21 protein-coding genes are annotated in these 20,191 nt (G+C 39.5%); 1 reads left to right on the forward strand and 20 read right to left on the reverse strand.

Features of this window, described 5'->3' with window-relative positions:
• Positions 1-57: 57 nt before the first annotated feature.
• From recG to AC4G3N_RS07965, 5 genes are all read right to left on the reverse strand, one after another.
• Entirely contained in the window at positions 58-2,106 is a 2,049-nt protein-coding gene (gene recG / locus AC4G3N_RS07945; RefSeq protein WP_139891266.1) for an ATP-dependent DNA helicase RecG, read from the reverse strand.
• A 1-nt stretch (position 2,107) separates the two neighbouring features.
• Entirely contained in the window at positions 2,108-2,452 is a 345-nt protein-coding gene (locus tag AC4G3N_RS07950; protein ID WP_491089998.1) for a hypothetical protein, read from the reverse strand.
• Positions 2,453-2,484: 32 nt separating this feature from the next.
• Positions 2,485-3,147, reverse strand: coding sequence for an L-serine ammonia-lyase, iron-sulfur-dependent subunit beta (gene sdaAB, locus AC4G3N_RS07955; RefSeq protein ID WP_066100561.1), 663 nt, complete (start codon positions 3,145-3,147; stop codon positions 2,485-2,487).
• A gap of 96 nt (positions 3,148-3,243) precedes the next feature.
• On the reverse strand, positions 3,244-4,920 hold the full coding sequence (locus tag AC4G3N_RS07960; protein ID WP_066100564.1) for a DAK2 domain-containing protein: 1,677 nt from the start codon (positions 4,918-4,920) through the stop codon (positions 3,244-3,246).
• Between the two features lie 18 nt (positions 4,921-4,938).
• The gene (locus AC4G3N_RS07965; protein WP_066100567.1) at positions 4,939-5,301 is read right to left on the reverse strand and encodes an Asp23/Gls24 family envelope stress response protein; all 363 of its coding nucleotides are present in this window, start codon (positions 5,299-5,301) and stop codon (positions 4,939-4,941) included.
• A 244-nt stretch (positions 5,302-5,545) separates the two neighbouring features.
• Here AC4G3N_RS07965 and rpmB point away from each other — a divergent pair, with 244 nt between their 5' ends.
• Complete coding sequence (rpmB, locus tag AC4G3N_RS07970; protein ID WP_066100570.1) at positions 5,546-5,734, forward strand: 50S ribosomal protein L28; 189 nt, start codon at positions 5,546-5,548, stop codon at positions 5,732-5,734.
• A gap of 211 nt (positions 5,735-5,945) precedes the next feature.
• Here the strand turns inward: rpmB and spoVM are convergent, their stop codons facing one another.
• From spoVM to remA, 15 genes are all read right to left on the reverse strand, one after another.
• Complete coding sequence (gene spoVM, locus AC4G3N_RS07975; RefSeq protein ID WP_049671465.1) at positions 5,946-6,026, reverse strand: stage V sporulation protein SpoVM; 81 nt, start codon at positions 6,024-6,026, stop codon at positions 5,946-5,948.
• A gap of 73 nt (positions 6,027-6,099) precedes the next feature.
• Entirely contained in the window at positions 6,100-6,744 is a 645-nt protein-coding gene (locus AC4G3N_RS07980) for a thiamine diphosphokinase (RefSeq protein ID WP_139891268.1), read from the reverse strand.
• Positions 6,745-6,992: 248 nt separating this feature from the next.
• Positions 6,993-7,640 (reverse strand): ribulose-phosphate 3-epimerase, encoded by a 648-nt coding sequence (gene rpe / locus AC4G3N_RS07985; protein ID WP_139891269.1) that lies wholly within the window; start codon positions 7,638-7,640, stop codon positions 6,993-6,995.
• Between the two features lie 2 nt (positions 7,641-7,642).
• Positions 7,643-8,524, reverse strand: coding sequence for a ribosome small subunit-dependent GTPase A (rsgA, locus tag AC4G3N_RS07990; protein ID WP_139891270.1), 882 nt, complete (start codon positions 8,522-8,524; stop codon positions 7,643-7,645).
• Between the two features lie 18 nt (positions 8,525-8,542).
• On the reverse strand, positions 8,543-10,579 hold the full coding sequence (pknB, locus tag AC4G3N_RS07995) for a Stk1 family PASTA domain-containing Ser/Thr kinase (RefSeq protein ID WP_066100585.1): 2,037 nt from the start codon (positions 10,577-10,579) through the stop codon (positions 8,543-8,545).
• A gap of 5 nt (positions 10,580-10,584) precedes the next feature.
• Positions 10,585-11,337: a Stp1/IreP family PP2C-type Ser/Thr phosphatase gene (locus AC4G3N_RS08000; protein ID WP_066100586.1), complete on the reverse strand. Its 753-nt coding sequence runs from the start codon at positions 11,335-11,337 to the stop codon at positions 10,585-10,587.
• 4 nt (positions 11,338-11,341) lie between these two features.
• Entirely contained in the window at positions 11,342-12,427 is a 1,086-nt protein-coding gene (gene rlmN, locus AC4G3N_RS08005; RefSeq protein WP_490551826.1) for a dual-specificity RNA methyltransferase RlmN, read from the reverse strand.
• Positions 12,428-12,430: 3 nt separating this feature from the next.
• Positions 12,431-13,777 (reverse strand): 16S rRNA (cytosine(967)-C(5))-methyltransferase RsmB, encoded by a 1,347-nt coding sequence (rsmB, locus tag AC4G3N_RS08010; protein WP_148629556.1) that lies wholly within the window; start codon positions 13,775-13,777, stop codon positions 12,431-12,433.
• Between the two features lie 3 nt (positions 13,778-13,780).
• A complete protein-coding gene (gene fmt / locus AC4G3N_RS08015) occupies positions 13,781-14,722 on the reverse strand; it encodes a methionyl-tRNA formyltransferase (protein WP_066100596.1) in 942 nt (313 codons plus the stop codon).
• Positions 14,719-15,204: a peptide deformylase gene (gene def, locus AC4G3N_RS08020; RefSeq protein WP_066100599.1), complete on the reverse strand. Its 486-nt coding sequence runs from the start codon at positions 15,202-15,204 to the stop codon at positions 14,719-14,721. Before def ends, fmt begins: the two co-directional genes overlap by 4 nt.
• Positions 15,205-15,226: 22 nt before the next feature.
• Positions 15,227-17,641, reverse strand: a complete 2,415-nt coding sequence (gene priA / locus AC4G3N_RS08025) for a primosomal protein N' (RefSeq protein ID WP_491089999.1) — start codon at positions 17,639-17,641, stop codon at positions 15,227-15,229.
• Complete coding sequence (gene coaBC, locus AC4G3N_RS08030; RefSeq protein ID WP_066100603.1) at positions 17,638-18,852, reverse strand: bifunctional phosphopantothenoylcysteine decarboxylase/phosphopantothenate--cysteine ligase CoaBC; 1,215 nt, start codon at positions 18,850-18,852, stop codon at positions 17,638-17,640. The genes priA and coaBC overlap by 4 nt, the downstream gene beginning before the upstream one ends.
• A 178-nt stretch (positions 18,853-19,030) precedes the next feature.
• Positions 19,031-19,249 (reverse strand): DNA-directed RNA polymerase subunit omega, encoded by a 219-nt coding sequence (gene rpoZ / locus AC4G3N_RS08035; protein ID WP_066100606.1) that lies wholly within the window; start codon positions 19,247-19,249, stop codon positions 19,031-19,033.
• Position 19,250: 1 nt separating this feature from the next.
• Positions 19,251-19,868, reverse strand: a complete 618-nt coding sequence (gmk, locus tag AC4G3N_RS08040; RefSeq protein WP_066102291.1) for a guanylate kinase — start codon at positions 19,866-19,868, stop codon at positions 19,251-19,253.
• Between the two features lie 9 nt (positions 19,869-19,877).
• Complete coding sequence (gene remA / locus AC4G3N_RS08045) at positions 19,878-20,141, reverse strand: extracellular matrix/biofilm regulator RemA (protein ID WP_066100607.1); 264 nt, start codon at positions 20,139-20,141, stop codon at positions 19,878-19,880.
• Positions 20,142-20,191: the final 50 nt, after the last annotated feature.

Consider the following 20,191-nt stretch of genomic DNA (forward strand, 5'->3'; position numbering starts at 1 on the left):
ATATAATTTAAAAAACCAGATTGCAAGAATTTTTCGGGTTATCATGCAATCTGTTAATCAATCTAATTTCTCTCCCTCTAGAACCCCAGAGCCAGCCAGATAATCTCTTAGATATTTATACTTTTCGTCAGTCCAGAATTCATTTCCGGAAATTAATTCTTCAGCATCCTTCCTGGCCGTTTCAAGCGCGCGGTAGTCATGCACCATGTCTGCTATCTTAAATTCAGGTACCCCACTCTGCTTTCTGCCAAAAAAGTCCCCTGGTCCTCTTAACTCTAAATCCTTCTCACTCAATGCGAAACCATCAGTTGTATCGCACATTGCATTCAACCGTTCAATTCCCACCTCTGTTTTTGGGTCTGCTATTAAGATACAATAGGATTGTTCTGCACCCCGTCCTACACGGCCTCTTAATTGATGAAGCTGCGACAAACCAAATCTTTCGGCATCATAAATCACCATCACAGTCGCATTAGGAACATTCACCCCCACTTCCACGACGGTCGTTGATACGAGGACTTGAATATCATTATTTCCGAAACCGCGCATGATTTCATCCTTTTCATCTGAATGGAGCTTACCATGCATAAGCCCAACAGAATATTTCGGGCTAAAATACTGTGTCATAGCCGTATGAACATCCAATACATTTTGCAAATCCAGCTTTTCTGATTCCTCAATCAGTGGACAAATCACATATGCCTGCCGTCCATTGTCCAATTCCTTGCTCATAAATGCCAGAATTCTGTCTAACATATTATGCTTGGCCCAATACGTTTCTATCTTTTTCCTTCCAGATGGCATTTGATCAATGATTGATACATCCATTTCACCAAACACCGTTATCGCAAGAGTTCTGGGAATAGGCGTAGCGGTCATGAATAATACATCGGGACTCTCCCCTTTTTCCCTCAATATACGACGTTGCTCCACACCAAACCGATGTTGTTCATCTGTAATGACAAGGCCGAGGTTTTTGAAATTAACATCCTTTTGTATTAAAGCATGTGTTCCTATTAATATATCGATTTCACCTTGTTCAAGCATCTCCATCATTTCTCTCCGGCGTTTTCCCTTCACACTCGATGTTAGCAGAGCTACATTTACACCAAAGGGCTGCAGAAGTTCAAACAGGGAATTGGCATGCTGCTCTGCCAAAATTTCAGTCGGTACCATTAAGGCGCCTTGATACCCGGCAGTCACTACAGCATAAAGAAGGATTGCTGCCACTACCGTTTTTCCAGAACCAACATCCCCCTGGAGCAGTCGATTCATACGATAAGGAGACCGTAAATCCTGCGCAATTTCATTTACGACCTTTTTTTGAGCATCTGTCAGCTCAAATGGTAAAGAAGCGATAAACTTCTTCAATTTCGTATTATCGTACATATGAGACTGTCCATTTGAATTTTCCCTTTTAACTTTCCTAAGGGCCTGCATTTTAATTTGAAACAATAAAAATTCCTCGTAGACAAATCTCCTGTGTGCATGCTTTACTTCAGCGGCGTTCTGAGGAAAATGCAAGTAACGTAAAGCAAGACCTCTTTCCGGTAATTTATATTGGGTAAGATAATGTTCAGGTAAAATTTCTACAAGATCTTCTCTATGAGCAAGATACGCATTTTTAATCCATTTGCGCAGTGATTTGACAGAGATATCACCTTTTGTATGATAAACTGGTTCAAATTCCTGTTCCCTCGCCTCTGAACCCAGTTTATATTCAGATGCCGTCAGGGTTAAACGGTTTTTATCCCATTTCCCTGTTACCGTTATCGTTTCATTCAGTTTTAATTTGTTTTTCATATAGGGTTGATTGAAGAATGTAACAGTAATAATGTGGCGTCCCGTTAAAAGTTTAACATTTAAGCGGGATTTTTTTCGTCCGAAATAGGTTAAATTTGGGGCTGATTGAATAACACCCTCAATCGTTAGACGTTCATCATGGGCTGCTTCCACGATATCTTTAATTCGAAAATCTTCATAGCGATACGGAAAATATTCAAGCAAATCCGCAACTGTATAAATGCCAAGATTATTAAGCTGCAGAGCGGATTCAGGTCCTATCCCCTTTACTGTATCTACTGATAAATCATTTAGTCTACTCATTTTATATCCTTTGAAATCCTAAGTATTTTTCATTTATTTCTTTGCACGTTGGTGTAGCAGCTAATCCACCTTGAGCTGTTTCATGCAATGATATCGGCAACATTTGTATGATGTTAACCATTGCTTTAATTCTTTCATCACAGAGGATGCTAAACCGTATATGAGAACGAATGTCATCCCATCCTCTTTCGATAGCTTGTTCCAAAACGGCTAGAATTTGATTCATCTGCCTGATAAGCGTTTCCTTTGATATGACGATGCACTTCATTCCCTGCTGAATCATGTCAAATATCTTCTCACCTTTATTTTCAGCAAGTTTAACTAATTCGGCAACATTGCGAAACATACAGTAACCTCCTAATAAAGGGTAGTCTGCTTTTAATCTGAAACTTTTGTAACTTGTGTCACATGATTCAGCAATGAAATTTCCTCTACTATATCATCACCGATATTTTGATCGACCTCAATTGTCATTAGAGCCATTTTTCCTACATCTTTTCGCGATACTTCCATATGACCAATATTAATTTCATGCTTGGCTAGGACATTAGAAACACTTGCTATAGCTCCGAAACGATCGTCGTGTACAACTAAAATGGCCGGGTGATGGCCTGATAAACGTAATTCAAACCCATTCAGTTCAAGTATTTCTATTTTTCCACCGCCTATCGAAATGCCGACTAATTCCATTTCTCCGGTATCATCGCCCATTCTAATTCTGGCTGTATTTGGATGATCAGTTACAGCATCTTCTTCTACAAATGTGATTTCTATGTTCTGCTCTTTTGCTATGTCAAGAGATTGAATAAGACGTGTATCCGAAGTATCGAAATCTAATAACCCAGCCACAATGGCGACATCGGTTCCATGTCCCTTGTACGTTTTGGCAAATGAACCATAAAATGAAATAATCGCCCATTTAGGCTTTCTATTAAACAGGCTTCTCGCCACCCGTCCTATTCGTGCAGCCCCAGCCGTATGAGAACTGGAAGGACCAACCATGATTGGGCCGATTATATCAAATCCACTTTTATATTTCATTTCTAATCCTCTCCCAGTAAAATCAAAAAAAATCTTTACATACTGAAATAGAAGGGGTATCCCCCTTCTATTAATGTGATGATTTATATATGCTTTTTATTCAGCAGCAAAAATATAGGAGTACAACGGCTGTTTTCCGTTATGCACTTCAACTTCTACTTCTGGGTAGCTATCCGCACAGTATTGAACTAGACGGTCCACTTCATCCTGTGAGCTCTCTTCACCATAAAGAATCGTTAAGATTTCAGCATCATCCAGAATGTTTTCAAGCACCTGTTTAGCCGCTTCCACTCTATCCTTGTTTTTCACTTTTATCTTACCATCAATTAGGCCCATATAGTCGTTTTTCTCGATTTCAAGACCTTCAATGTTTGTGTCACGTACCGCAAACGTAACTTGTCCTGTTATAACACTCTCCAGCGCGTCTTTCATTATACCTTCATTCTCGCTTGCTGAAGCAGCAGGATTAAAGGACAACAAGGCAGTTAACCCTTGAGGTATCGTCTTACTTGGAATCACTGTAACAGCCTTTTCCATTACATCGGAAGCCTGTTCAGCTGCCATAATAATATTTTTATTATTTGGAAGGATGTATACATGATCTGCATTAACAGATTCAATTGCTTTTACGATATCTTCAGTTGAAGGGTTCATAGTTTGTCCGCCTTCAATCACCACATCTGCACCGATGCTTCTGAACAAATCAGCAATTCCTTCGCCCATAGCAATCGCTACTACACCAAAATCTTTCTTCTCTGTTTTTACAGGTGCAGTTTCTCGTAAGTCATTCGCAGTTTCATTTAGTATCGTTGAATGCTGTTCACGCATATTCTCGATTTTGATTTTAATCAAGCTGCCGTATTGTTGAGCGTAATTTAAACAGTTCCCAGGATTTTCTGCATGAACATGGACTTTTACGATATCATCATCTGCAATGACAAGCAGGGAATCACCGTACTGGCTCAAGTCATTTCTGAACTGCTCTTCATTGAAAGGATTCTCAGCAATCTTTTCAGGTTCAAAACGGACCATGAACTCTGTGCAATATCCAAATTCGATATCTTCTGTTTTCATATGTCCCTGAACATTGATATGATGCTCTGCTTTTACAAGCTCATCCATCTTAGGCATGGATTCAGGTGTTTCAGCAAGCTTTTCACCTTTTAATTCAGCCAGAAATCCTTCATAAACGAAAACTAATCCCTGACCACCACTATCTACTACGCCTACTTCTTTAAGCACTGGCAATAAATCTGGAGTACGTTTTAATGAAGCTTTAGCTTCTTTCAAAATAGCTTCCATAATTGCAATGATATTTGTTTCCGTTTCAGAAGCTGCAAGGCCTGCTTTTGATGCTTCTCTAGCAACCGTCAGGATCGTTCCTTCAACAGGTTTCATAACCGCTTTGTAGGCAGTTTCTACACCAGCTTCAAATGCCAAAGCAAATTCTTTACCATCAATGGTCGCTTTTGGCTCAATATTTTTTGCAAATCCCCTGAATAATTGGGATAAAATAACGCCTGAGTTTCCACGCGCTCCCATCAACAATCCTTTAGCTAAAGAAGAACCAACCTTACCAATATGGTCCTGTACATTATTTTTCACTTCTTTAGCACCTGATGTCATGGAAAGATTCATATTTGTTCCTGTATCACCATCAGGCACAGGAAATACGTTTAATGAATCAACTAATTTAGCGTTGGCAGACAGCCTGTTCGCACCCTGTATGACCATTTCGGCGAATCTTTTGCCGTCAATAGATGTTATAGCCACTCAAATTTCCTCCTTAAATTACGGATTCGTAACACGAACCCCTTGAACAAAGATATTAACGGATTCTACCGAAAGTCCAACAGTTTGGCTTAATGTATATTTAACCTTAGATTGAACATTATGAGCTATTTCGGAAATTTTTGTTCCGTAGCTTACAATGATATACATATCAATATGTAATTCATCTTCAACCTGTCTGACTACGACTCCTTTGGAAAAGTTCTCTTTACGCAGTATCTCACTGATTCCGTCTTTAATCTGATGTTTTGAAGCCATACCGACGATCCCGTAACAATCTACGGCTGCTCCACCAGCAATGATTGCTAATACATCATTAGAAATATCTATTTGTCCGTATTTTGTACTCATTTCAATGGACATGTTTGTTCCCCCTTTATAGTAACCATAGCTAGAATCCATTTTACTATAATCACTTTTGAATGGAAAGCCTTTATCCTTTTCCAATTAATCAAAGATAAAATAGTATGTCAAGGTTTTTTTCTTGAAAGACCCTTTCAATTGTATTGCATTATAGCGATAGGTATGTTAAATTATTAAAGTATCTTTTGAAGAGACCGACTAAAAAAGAAATGATTAATATAGGCAGTAAGGAGGGAATTGGGCTATGTCACGCAAATGTGTTATTACCGGCAGAAAAACAACTTCCGGAAACCATCGTTCTCATGCCATGAACGCTAACAAACGTACATGGAAAGCTAACGTTCAAAAAGTTCGTATTCTTGTTAACGGAAAACCGAAAAGAGTATACGTTTCTACAAGAGCGTTAAAATCTGGTAAAGTTGAACGCGTATAATAAACGAAAACAAGCATCCTTTTAAAGGATGCTTGTTTATTTTTCCCATCATAACCCCTGTTTAGTCTTGTGTTCTTGAATATTTTTATGAAAATAAAACCACCGAAGGAAAATTTTTATAATTTCCAGGACTTAGCCTAAGACAAAAATTTTATAAAGAATTAAATTAAACATAAGAAAAACACCCTTTTACAGGGTGCCATATATTTAATTATCCTTTCTTAAAAGCTCCCAACATCGCCTTGACGATTCCTCCCAAAAAGCGGGGCAATTTAATTGTATAAAATTTCATTGTGTCCCTCCTTAGCTCTGCCCGGTTCTCATTATACATTTTCATTTATATAGTAAAAATTCCAACACATAAATCAATCTCTGCTTCTTACCACCAATAATATGCCTTTCAAAAACGAAAAAGTACCAGTTTTAAAATTTAATTCATTGCTAACCGATAATGTCCGGCCACGGTAAAGAGTGACATTTGATAATGGATATTTAAAGTTTACAAGGGTGATTCCCTCTATTTCTTCTGTTATTGGTATAAACGATATGTATTTAAACTCAGTCTCATCCAATACATAGGAACCAGGTTTAAAAAGTCTGATCTCATTGTTACGATCCACTATTCTTGTAGGAATTCCTTCTTTCATATGCTTCTCATCTGCAAGCATCATGATATTGGCCAATGTATGGTCCATTCTGCCGCCCGTTGCCCCATAAATCGTGATTCTGTCCGGCACTTGCTTATAAGCCCATTCAAGAGCTAATTCCAGGTCGGTAGCATCTTTTTCAGGAGGATACTCATAAAAGTGTTCACTGTGCTCTCGTACACGGTTGAGCTCATCCTTAGAGATTGAATCGAAATCACCAAACACACTATGTAGATGAATACCCGCCTCTAAAATTTGTAGCGAGCCCCGATCAACACCAACCCAAATCATCTCTTTGCTATTTAACTTCCTTAAATCCGGAATATATATATCAGGACCGCCTGCGACGATATTTATTTCCATAAAGTCAGCTCCTTTACTTATTTTCACAAAAAAAGGGTTATCCTCTTTTAGCGAATGGACAACCCTTTACTTTTTTATTATATGATTCTTTACTAATTCAGATACCAGATCGGTTTCCCCCTGGTATACAAATCCTGCTCACTTCTTTTATACTTACAATGATCTGGCTAATAGACTTAGAATCATTTATAGACCACATAAACTGCTCTTCTAACTGAATTTATAACAGGGAAAAAACTCACACAAAATTATTCCCCACGAATGGCAGCGATTGCTTTCTTTCTATCATCCTTATTATATATAGCCGAACCTGCCACAAGAACTGTTGCACCTTTTTCAATGCACAACTTGGCAGTTTCCTCATTTACACCGCCATCAATCTCAATTTCGATAGACAAGCCTTTTTCTTTGATCATTTTATCCACCTGCTCAATTTTATCAAGGACACTTGGAATAAAGGCTTGTCCACCAAAGCCAGGATTGACCGACATTAAGAGGACCATATCAAGATCATCCAAAATATATTCCAAAACGGCAGGTGACGTCCCTGGATTTAATACTACCCCTGCCTTAACCCCATAGGATTTAATTAATTGGATCGTACGATGCAAGTGTGTACAGGCTTCCGCATGAACTGTTATATAGTCAGCACCGGCCTTTGCAAATGCTTCAATATATTGGTCAGGATTTTCAATCATGAGATGAACATCAAGCGTTAATTTAGTGATGGGGCGTACAGAATCAACAATAAGTGGACCAATCGTTATATTAGGAACAAAATGACCATCCATAACATCGATATGAATCCAATCTGCTCCCCCTCTTTCTACATCCCGTATTTCCTCTCCCAATTTCGAAAAATCAGCTGATAATATGGATGGAGCAATTTTAACCATCGTTAATACCTCGGCTTTCTATCTTTTATTTCCTCCAGAAACTGCAAATAATGCTCGTATCTATATTTCTGGATTTCCCCAATTTCAACACCATGCTTTACAGCACATTTTGGCTCTTTTACATGCAAGCAGCCTCTAAATTTGCATTCTGAGCTTCTTTCCCTGATTTCAGGGAAACAGCCTGGCAGCTCCTCTGCTTCAATTTCAGTAAATTCAAGCGAACTAAAACCAGGTGTGTCAGCTAATAACCCATCACCAAGGTCAATAAGCTCCACATGTCTTGTTGTATGCTTCCCCCTGCCCAAATGGGAGGAAATGATATTAGTTTTCAAATTAAGAGAAGGATCAAGCACATTCAACAAAGAAGACTTGCCTACTCCGGATTGTCCTGCAAATACTGAGATTTTCCCCCTCAAGAAAGGCATTAACTCTGATACTCCTGCTTCTTCCAAGGAAGACGTTAATATAACATCATAGCCAATTGCCCTGTACTGATCGGCATATTCATGAATCCTTTTTTCATCTTCAGGTTCCAGTAAATCCATTTTACTGATACAAATAATTGGAGCAATATTCTTCGATTCAACCAAAACTAAAAATCGATCCAATAAACTCGTACTGAAATCCGGTTCTGCAGCGGAAAATACGAGAATCGCTTGATCCACATTTGAAATAGGAGGACGTACCAATTCATTTTGGCGTTCTTTAATTTCCATTATATATCCATCTGTTGGATTTTCCGCTTGATAAATAACTGTATCTCCAACAAGCGGAGTTACCTTTTGTTTTCTGAAAACACCTCGGCCTCTGCATTGAATGATTTGACCTTCATCCGCCACATAATAAAAGCCGCTCAGTGCTTTAATAATTTTTCCTTCAGGCATATGTTCCCTCCTTCAAAGTTAACTATCCGAATAACTAATAACGCCCTCATCATAAACACTGTTATCCTTTATAATCTTATACCCTGCTTTTCCATCATGCGGGATTGTAAATTGCAACGTTTTTTTGACAGTTGAAGTCATTTCAAACGTTTCAACAGGTTCTGTCATATTGTTATTTAAGTCCTCAATTAGGATGGTCACGGTTTGTGGCACACCGGCTAATTCTTCATCATACGTTATGGTAACCTCTTTACTCATAACCTTAGGAGGAATTTCTTCTTCTCCTTTTGAAACTGTTACTTTGACTTCCGACCCAATCTCAACAGCAGTGCCGGCAGCCGGTTCCTGGGAAATGACTTGTCCCTCTTTAATTTTCGAACTGTACTCCTCTTTTGCGATTGTAATCTTTAACCCGGTATCAGCCTCATAATCATCCAGTGCTCTCTGGTTGTAATCCGTTAAATCTTTCAGGGTGATTTTGGCTGGGCCGCTGCTTAGCGTTAATTTCAAAATGGTTTCCGATGGGATGACCTCATCCCCTTGCCTAGGATCCTGTTCAAGTACAGTCCCTACTTCTGAATCATCATTTACCCGCTCTATCTCAATATCTTTGAATCCGAAACCCTCAATGAGTGATTTAATATCTTCATAATTCCGATCCTCATAATCGAGAACTTCTACCTGCTCTTTGCCACTGCTGAAAAATACATTAATAACTGAACCTTCCTTAACGGTATCACCTGCTTCAGGATCAGTGTTTATAACATTTCCCGCGGCGATTTCTTCATCAGGCTTTTCAACCGTCTCACCGATTTCAAAACCTTGCTCAATTAGAGTCGACAGAGCGTTTTCCAATTGTTCATCCCTTACATCAGGTACTTTAACATCCTTTGCTGCGAGCATTCCCGGCAAAAACAAGACAGCCAGAACAGCAATCAAAATTAGACTGGCTAAAATAACCCCAATTATTTTAGGCCATTTTTTCTTTTTCTTAGGCTGTTGCTTTTGCTTTTTTGTTTTATCTTTCTTTTGCTTTTGTTTTTGCTTTTTGTTTTTTAACAATCCCTTTTTACCGCTTGATTGTTCCGCTGGTTCCATCATCACGGTATCTTCGTCCAGAGTCAGGATTTTCGTCTCATCATGATTTCCAAACATTTCATCGTTTGTAATAATCGGAATCGCTTTTGTCGCGTCATCATCACTTGGGATGATAAATTTGCTTTCATTTAATCTGTCTGGATTCAAGGCCGTTTCTATGTCTTGTTCCATTTCCTCCACACTCGAATATCGGTGAAATGAATCCTTTGCGGTTGCCTTTAGGATAATATTTTCCACACTTTGAGGTATAGCTGGATTCCATCGTCTTGGAGACGGTGTCTCTGATTGCAGATGCTTCAGGGCAATCGAAACAGCAGACTCACCGGAAAAAGGTAATCGGCCTGTAAGTAATTCAAACATCACTATCCCCAAAGAATAGATATCGGACTTTTTATTCGCCATACCGCCTCTTGCTTGTTCAGGAGACAAATAATGAACCGACCCAAGAACAGAGTTCGTTTGAGTTATGGACGTTGCACTAAGAGCCATTGCAATCCCAAAGTCAGTGATTTTCACATTGCCGTCATGATCAATTAATACATTATGCGGCTTAATGTCTCTATGTACAATATGGTTCTGATGGGCATGTGTGACCGCTGATGTAATTTGTTTCATAATATCCAAGGCTTTCTCAACCGGAATTGGCGAATAGGCTTGGATATATTGCTTTAAGGTCATACCATCGACAAATTCCATCACAATATAATATATATCGCCTTCTTCTCCAACATCATAAATACTAACAATGTTTGGGTGAGTCAGGCTTGTGGCTGATTGTGCCTCCCTATGAAAGCGCCTGATAAATTCCTCATCGTTGGAAAAGTCCATACGAAGAATTTTTAATGCTACATCACGATCAAGAATCATATCTCTTGCCAGATAAACATTAGCCATACCGCCTCCGCCAATCATACGGAGGATTTTATATCTATCGCTAATTCGTTTGCCGGTCAACATATAACTCACCCTCTTTCACTTTCAAAGCTGTGCAGAAGGATTACTAGAGTTATATTATCTTCTCCTCCGTTTTCATTAGCTTTTTGAATAAATGTATCTGCAATATGGTCTAAAGAATCATTGCCTGTAATAATGGTTTCTATTTCAGTTTCAGATAGTTTATCAGAGAGGCCGTCTGAGCATAATAACAGACGGTCCCCTTCCTCAAAACTGATTGTTTTAATATCTACATCCACACTATTTTCTGTTCCAAGAGCGCGAAGGATGACATTTTTTCTAGGATGATGTGCGGCGTCTTCTTTAGATATTTGACCGGAACGGACAAGCTCATTAACCAGGGAATGGTCTTCAGTTACTTGTTTAAACCCACTATCATTCAGCAGATAACATCTCGAATCTCCAACATTCACAATGGTGGCTGATTTGTCTGTACAAACTACGCCAACTATTGTTGTCCCCATTCCTTCACATTCCTCGTGTGCCATGGAGTGCTCAAAAATTTCATGGTTAACCCTTTTAACCTGCTCCTCCAAAAACAATTCGATTGAACTTGGTGAATCAGACTGCAACTCGGTTTCCCATGCTTCTTTTAGTTTGGAAACAGCCATTTCACTTGCTACATCACCAGCTTTGTGACCACCCATTCCATCGGCAATGACAGCAAAAACCATTTGAGAATTTTCCTTGTAAAATATACCGCCCTGATCCTCATTATGGATTCTCACCTTGCCCCGGTCTGTCCTAAAAACTGCCTTCATCCCATCACCTCGTCTCTTCTTTCCTCTCTTTTGCTCTTAGTTGTCCGCAAGCCGCATCAATATCATGCCCTTGCTCTCTTCTCGTAGTAACATTAATGCCTTGATCCTTCAATGTTTTTTCAAACAGATCGATTTGCTCTCTTGGTGTCCGGACATAATCCCGTTCTGGAACATAGTTGACCGGTATTAAATTCACATGGCATTTTATATCCTTGATAAGTGCCGCAAGTTCAAGCGCATGCTCTACTTGGTCATTTTCACCACCAAAGAGACCATATTCAAATGTAATCCTTCTGCCCGTTTTTTCAACATAATACTTAACAGCTTCCATTAACTGCGGAAGCTTGTAGGCTCTGTTAATAGGCATAAGCTTACTGCGAAGCTCAGTGTTTGGCGCATGCAGGGAAATCGCAAAATTAATTTGTAATTTTTCATCTGCAAATTTATATATTTTAGGAATGATTCCGCTAGTTGAAACCGTTATATGACGCGCTCCGATATTTAACCCTTTATCATGGTTAATGATTCGTAAGAATCCCATCATATTATCATAGTTATCGAATGGTTCCCCGATACCCATGATTACTACGGAACTAACACGCTCATTAGTTTCATCAAGGGCCTGCTGCACTTTTACAACCTGTGCAACAATTTCACCTGCTTCAAGATTTCGCTTTAACCCGCCCAGAGTGGATGCACAGAATGTACAGCCTATTCTGCAGCCAACCTGTGTGGTTACACAGACTGAGTTTCCATAATCATGGCGCATTAATACGGTCTCGATTGAATAACCATCCTTCAATTCAAATAAGAATTTAATCGTGCCGTCTTTTGATGTTTGCTTGATTAGTGTATTTAAAGTGGTTAATGTAAATGATTCTTCCAATTTTGTACGTAAATTTTTGGAAAGGTTCGTCATATCTTCATAAGTAGAAACCCTTTTTTCATATAACCATTCAAAAATTTGTGTTGCCCGGAATGCTTTTTCTCCGTTTTCTTCAAGCCATTCTTTCAGTTGATCTAATTGTAAGGAATATATAGATGGGAGTTGCTCCTGTTTCTTTACTTCCTTAGCTGTTGTTTGTTCCATTCCTTATGCCTTCTTTCGAATAGAAGCAATAAAAAATCCGTCGCTTCCAAAATATTGAGGTAGTACTTGCAAACTATTATCCATTATATAAGGTCTTACCGGTTCCGGCATTCTTTCCTTTAGGGTAAGATCCTTTTCAAACTCAGGATGCGCCTGTATAAACGCATCAATCACATCATTATTTTCATCATTGCCAACAGTACAAGTACTATAAACTATTGTACCGCCTTTTTTTACCAATTGGGATACTTGATGTAAAATATCAAATTGAATTTTCGCAAGCGCGCTCAAATCGTTCTCGCTTTTTGTATACTTGGCATCCGGTTTACGCTTTAACACTCCTAGTCCTGAACAAGGAGCATCCACAAGGACTTTATCAAACATCTCTGTTTCAAAAAATTCTTGAGTTTTTCTGGCATCCATTTGTTTGGTTACAATATTCGATAAACCAAGACGTTTTGCCTGCATATCAATTAATTTAGTTTTATGTGCATGAAGGTCAAGTGCGTAAATTTGCCCGGTATCGTTCATCTTTTCTGCCATATGCATGGTTTTCCCGCCTGGAGCCGCACAGCTATCAAGAATCGTATCATTTTCTTTCGGTGCTAAAGCATAAGCCACAAGCATGGAGCTCTCATCCTGAATACTAAAAAGCCCTTCTTTAAAGCTTGCTGACAAAGCCATATTACCTTTGAGGCAGCGAATTCCTTCTTCTATTAAAAGACTTGGTTCAACCATGTATCCTTCGCTTTTCAGCTTTTCCATCAATTCTTCCCTGCTGATTTTCGTCAGGTTTACTCTGCCGGTTTGAACAGGAGCGTGCAAGTTCTCCTCACACATTTCCTTGGTTTTAGCCACTCCAAATTCCTCTGCCCACTTTCTTACAAGCCATAATGGATGGCTTGTTGAGACTGAGATTTTTTCCAGGGGATCTTTTATGTCATCCAATGATGGAACTCCTTCACGTTGGATAGACCTCAGTACACCATTAACCAATGAGGCAATTCCGCGATGGCCGCGTTTTTTTGCAATTTCCACTGCTTCATGGATAGCAGCCCGATCAGGAACCCGATCAAGATAAAACATTTGAAAAACTGTCATTTCAATGAGCAATAACACCCAGGATTGAAGCTTTTTAGGGTTTTTGATAAACGGTTTAACATAGTATTCCAATGTCATTTTCCGTTGTATCGTTCCATACGTCAGCTCGGTCAACAACCCTACATCCTGTGGGGAGAGTTCATTTTCTTTTATGGCATGGTTTAATGATAGATTACTGTATGCCTGGCTTTTTTCGACAGACACCAGAATATCAAGCGCAACTTCTCTTACATTCTTTTTTTGTGGCATTCTTTATTCTCCCAATTTCATTCCTGTTGATATGATTGCAGTACCTCGGAGCATCTGTTCAGCAGTCATTCTCTTTTTACCAGCTAGTTGTAAATCAGTAATTTTGATTGCTGTATCATTTCCTGTCTTCACAACGAAACCATCTTTTTCGATATCAAGCACTTCACCGGCACTACCTTGCTTGGCGGTCTTCACTTTTTCGCCCCACCAAACCTTTAAAACTGTTCCATTTAACAAAGTATAGGCTACAGGCCATGGATGTAAACCGCGGATATGGTTATAAACCTCTTCTCCGCCTTGTGCCCAATCGATTAATTCCTGTTCTCTTTTAATATTGAAAGCGAAGGTAGCATCTTCCTCATTTTGTTTAATTGGAGTGATTTCTCCATTCAATAATTTTGGAATGGTCTCAGAAACCAGTTGTGCACCAGCTTTACTCAATTTATCATGTAAACTGCCTGTATGGTCAGTTTCCTCAATTGGAACTTCTACTTTTGACAGCATGTCACCTGCATCCAGCTTTTCTACCATGTACATAATGGTTACACCTGTTTTTTCTTTCCCTTGCATGATTGCATAGTGAATAGGTGCACCACCACGTAATTCAGGCAGTAAGGAGGCATGAACGTTTATACAACCATACTTTGGAGCCTCTAATAAACGATTCGGCAGGATTTGTCCAAATGCCGCGGTAACAATTAAGTCTGGATTTAAAGCAAGTACCTTGTCAACTTCTGAATCCACACGAATTTTTTCTGGCTGGAGAACTGGAATACCATGTTTCTCGGCTGTCACCTTTACAGGAGGTGGTGTCAAAATGCGTTTCCGTCCAACCGGACGGTCAGGCTGGGTTACGACACCAACGATTTCATATCCATCATTTATTAAACGTTCTAATACACCGACAGAAAAATCAGGTGTTCCCATAAATATTATTCTAGTCATTCTACTTCATACCCTTCTAACTCTTCTTCACTTATATAACGCACAACTTTTGAAGTAAATAAGATTCCTTCCAAATGATCCATTTCATGTTGAATAGCTCTGGCCAAGTAATCCTCAGCTTCTAAAATATACGTTCGTCCCTGACGATCCTGTGCTTGTATCTTAACATATGCAGGTCGTTCAACCTCTCCATACAGATTGGGAAAACTTAAACAGCCCTCCACATCACGATCCTTACCCTTCGTGGAAAGAATTGTCGGATTAATTAATTCAAATGTTCCAGACTCATCATCTACATCAACAATCGCTACTCTAATATTTTTGCCGATTTGCGGCGCAGCCAATCCCACGCCATCCGCGTCTATCATTGTGTCGTACATATCATCAAGTAACTTCGCTAATTTACGATCAAAAACTTCAACCTTTTTACAGGGAGTTTCAAGAATTTTATCCGGATGTTTTACTATAGGTAATACTGCCACTTATTCTTTTCCGCCTTTCTATTTACATCATAATGAACGGATTGACATCAATCGATAATTGTAACCCTGATTGGGTGGCATTACGTCCATATGTTTCATTCAATTTTTTTAAAATTGTACTTAGATTAGGTTCCCGCTTGTATTTTATCAGACATTGGTACCTATATCTATTGTTGATTCGAGACATTGGGGAAGCAGATGGTCCAAATACAACCGTTTCCGGCCCTACCTGCCGCTTAATAAATGCTGCTATTTTCTCGGCTGCTTCCACCGTTTTCATCACATCTTCATGAGAAATTGTTAAAAGCGCGATATAATAATAGGGAGGATAGTCATTTTGTTTCCGTAAGAACATCTCTCTCATAAAGAAATCGTCATAATCCTGCTCTGATGCCAGTTGAATGCTGTAATGTTCAGGAGTATAGGTTTGAATTACCACTTCGCCTGGCAATTCATGTCTTCCGGCACGCCCACTGACCTGCGTTAGTAGCTGAAAGGTACGTTCTGATGAGCGGAAGTCAGGTAAGTGCAGCATTGTATCTGCAGTAAGAACCCCTACCAAAGTCACTCTTGGAAAGTCGAGGCCTTTGGCAATCATCTGCGTACCAAGAAGAATATCTGCTTGTCCATCTTCGAATTTTTTCAGCAACGCTTCATGTGCTCCTTTGCGTCTGGTTGTATCCACATCCATTCGAATGACTCTGGCATGCGGCAGCAATTTCCCCAGCTCTTCCTCAACCTTTTGAGTTCCTGTACCAAAAAAACGGATATGGTCACTGCCGCAGTCAGGACAAACCTCTGGAACCCGTTCTTCAAGACCGCAATAATGGCATTTCATAAGCGCTTGAACACGATGATATGTCATTGATATATCACAATTTGGACATGTAACTACTAGTCCGCAGTTTCGGCACATCACAAAGGATGAATGTCCTCTTTTATTTAACAAGAGAACAGTCTGTTCCCCTTTGTCTACACGATCCTTCAGCTTTTCAAATAATAGGCCGGAGAACATCGAGCGGTTTCCCCCTCTCATTTCATCCCTCATATCAACGACTGAAACAGCTGGTAAAGCCTGATCGTTTACTCTGCTATTTAATGTTAACAACGTATATACACCTTTTTTCGCTCTTGCAAAACTCTCCAGAGACGGTGTAGCACTGCCGAGGACAACCGGACAATTGTGATAGGCCGCCCGTTTAAGTGCTACATCGCGTGCATGATAACGAGGTGTTTCTTCCTGTTTATAACTACCCTCATGCTCCTCATCAATAATAATCAGACCTAAATTAGTAAACGGTGCAAATACAGCGGAACGGGCACCAACTACAACCTTAACTTCTCCGCGTTGTATTTTGCGCCATTCATCATATTTTTCACCATGAGACAGGCCGCTATGTAATACGGCTACCAAATCTCCAAATCGTCGCTTAAATCTAGTCACCATCATGGGTGTTAAAGAAATTTCGGGCACCAAAACAATGGCTTCCTTCCCTTTATCTACGATTTGCTTGATGGATTGTAAATAGATTTCCGTTTTGCCGCTTCCCGTTACACCATACAATAGGAAATTTTCATTTCGATTTTCCTTTATAGCTAACTTAATCGGATTAATAGCTGCCTGTTGGTTATCTGTTAACTTCAGGCATTGATCCTTTGTAAATTGGCCTTCCGCATATGGATTACGATATTCCTCTTTCTCAGTAATCTGAACGATTCCTTTTGAAACAAGAGGTTTGATGGCAGAGGAACTGTTAATATTCGTTTCTTCCAGCACTTTTGCCAGCAATTGCTCTCCAGGATGTTCTACAAGATAGGATACTAGTTTTTTCTGATTGCTGGCATTCGCATTTAAGTGGTCTAATTGTTCAAGCAACTCGTTCCTTGTTAGCAATGACGCTATATATTTTTGCTTTTTTATTTTTGTTTTATCAGATACCTGAACAGTAATTTCAAGATTTCCATTGTCAATTTCAGTCTTTATACAGGACAAAAGCTCGTCATTTTGAATCTTAATCCAGCTGACGGCTTCCGCTTTACTGAACAAATACTGGATTTGTATTGGGAGATCATTTGTCTGCTTACCTGGAGCAAGCCGGATTTGTTTTTCATACTTTGCTTTCAATGCTGCTGGAAGCATTGCCTGGAATGCTGATATTTTAAAACACATCGTCTCATCCGCGAGCCAATGTCCTACATCCAATAATTCGTTATTTAGCGCTGGTTCAATATCTAATAAACTGCTGATTGATTTTAAGCCCTTTACTTCTGTATGCTCCTTTAGTCTTACGACGAAGCCAAGCAACTTCCTTGGGCCAAAAGGAACTGTCACTCGCATTCCCTCACGAATAATGCCGGCCCATTTTTCCGGGATTTTATAATCGAATGGACGGTCCGTTTGCTGGGCCGGTACATCTACGATTACTTCTGCTATCATAAAGAGTGATCCTCATTTACTTGCAGTGATTCTATTTCTTTCAATATTTCTTTGGCAACTTCAGCTTTACTTAGTAAAGGAAGTTCTCTGAAACTGCCATCCTTTTTATATAAGGTAACAATATTGGTATCCGTTCCGAACCCGGCACCTTCATGGGTCACATTATTAGCGACAATCATATCAGCATTTTTCTTAACCAGCTTTTTCTTTGCATACTCATCCAAATCATTCGTTTCAGCTGCAAAACCTATCAAGATTTGGTTTGTTTTTCTCTTACCAACCTCTCGGAGAATATCCTTTGTACGAGTCAGTTCAAGCGTACTGTCGCCTGCTTGTTTCTTCACCTTTTGATTCTCATAAACAGCTGGTTTATAATCAGCTACAGCAGCTGTACCAATAATAATATGCTGCTCATCCATTACATCCATTACCGCTTCATACATTTCGGAAGCACTTTCTACTTTAATTACTTTGACACCTGCAGGAGCGTCCAATGACACCGGGCCTGACACCAATGTAACCTCAGCTCCCATGCTTCTTGCCACCTCCGCTAAAGCATATCCCATTTTACCGCTCGAAAAATTGGATATATAACGTACCGGGTCGATTCGTTCACGGGTTGGACCAGCTGTAATCAGGACTTTTCTGCCACTTAATGATTTCTTTTCTTCAGCAAAAAAATCTTCTAAATTAGCAACAATTGTTTCGGGTTCTTCCAGCCTTCCCTTACCAACATACCCACAGGCTAAATAGCCTTCTGAAGGCTCCATAAATAAATAGTCATCTTCCCGTAGCTGCGCCATATTTCGCTGTACAGCTTTATGGTGATACATATGGACATTCATAGCCGGGGCAATCATAACAGGCGCCGTTGCTGCCAGCAAGGTAGTTGAAATCATATCATCGGCAATTCCATTTGCCAATTTCCCTATAATATTGGCTGTAGCAGGTGCAACCAGAATGACATCCGCCCAGTCAGCGAGCTCAATATGTGCGATTTTACCAGGGATTTTCTCGTCGAATGTATCTATATAAACATCGTTTTTGGATAAAGCCTGAAAAGTTAACGGCATCACGAATTTAGTTGCTGATTCACTCATTATTACCTTTACTTGCGCACCGGCCTGAACAAGTTTACTTGTTAAGGCGGCCGATTTGTATACAGCAATACCTCCTGTTACACAAACAAGTATCTTCTTATTATCAAGCATCTAATCACTCCATAACTGGTATTCTTGAGAATTCCTTTATATACATCTTTTATATCATATATTATCTATTAAATTTGCACTAATATGTTTTACTATAATTCGAAAACATATCATCAGCCAGCAAAAAAAAACAACCTTATTATCAATCGTAAGGTTGTTTTTTCGAAAGCATTGCCTATTAAAAGTCTTGACGACCTTCAGTTACCACTCGATACGTTAAGTCACCAGAATGGATTTCCTCAAGCGCTTTTCCAACATATTTATGAGATACCGGCTTTGCAATTTTTGTGCTTTCTCCAGATTCCTGCATATAACGTGCACGTTTAGCTGCAACGGATACCAAAGAATATTTAGAATCAATTTTTGTCAATAGTGAGTCAATAGATGGGTATAACATATTATTTATCATCCTCCAATAATTTTTTGTATCTTTTTTCTACTCGTTCACGGCGTAGATGTTCAGCCACCACGATTGCATTGATGCGCTCGCACGCATGCTCTACACGATCATTTTCAACTACATAATCGTAAAGATTCATCATTTCGATTTCTTCCCGAGCCGCTTTCATTCGGTTACGGATTAACTCATCTGTTTCCGTGCCTCTTGTTACGATTCGATTTTCAAGCTCCTTAAGGCTTGGCGGAGCAAGGAAAATAAATAAACCGTCAGGAAACTTCTCACGAACCTGACGCGCTCCTTGTACTTCTATTTCAAGAAATACATCCTTGCCTTCATTTAACGTTTGGCGAACGTATTCAATTGGTGTGCCATAATAATTTCCCACATATTCAGCATGCTCCAAAAGTTCATCATTGGCAATCATATCTTCAAATTGTTCCTTTGATTTAAAGAAATAATCCACCCCATCAACTTCTCCCTCACGAGGTTTTCTGGAAGTTGCTGAAATTGAATATTGAAAATCAACATCCGGCTGAGAAAAAATCGCCTTTCTGACTGTACCTTTCCCCACTCCAGATGGACCTGATAAAACTATTAATAACCCTTTTTCCTCCAAAACAATCACCTATCCTTCCAACACGCTCTCATCACGGTCATGTAACCTCGCAGCCACGGTCTCCGGCTGTACCGCTGAAAGAACCACATGGTCACTATCGGTTATAATCACTGCGCGTGTTCTTCTTCCATATGTAGCATCTATAAGCGAACCCTTGTCCCTGGCATCCTGAATAATCCTTTTAATAGGTGCAGATTCAGGACTTACAATGGTAACAATGCGATTAGCAGAAACTATATTCCCAAATCCAATATTAATCAACTTTATGGACATTGAAGCAGCCTCCATCCCTCTTACCTAGTGTATGCTTGTATGTACTGTCA

This window comes from Bacillus sp. z50 (assembly GCF_058313585.1).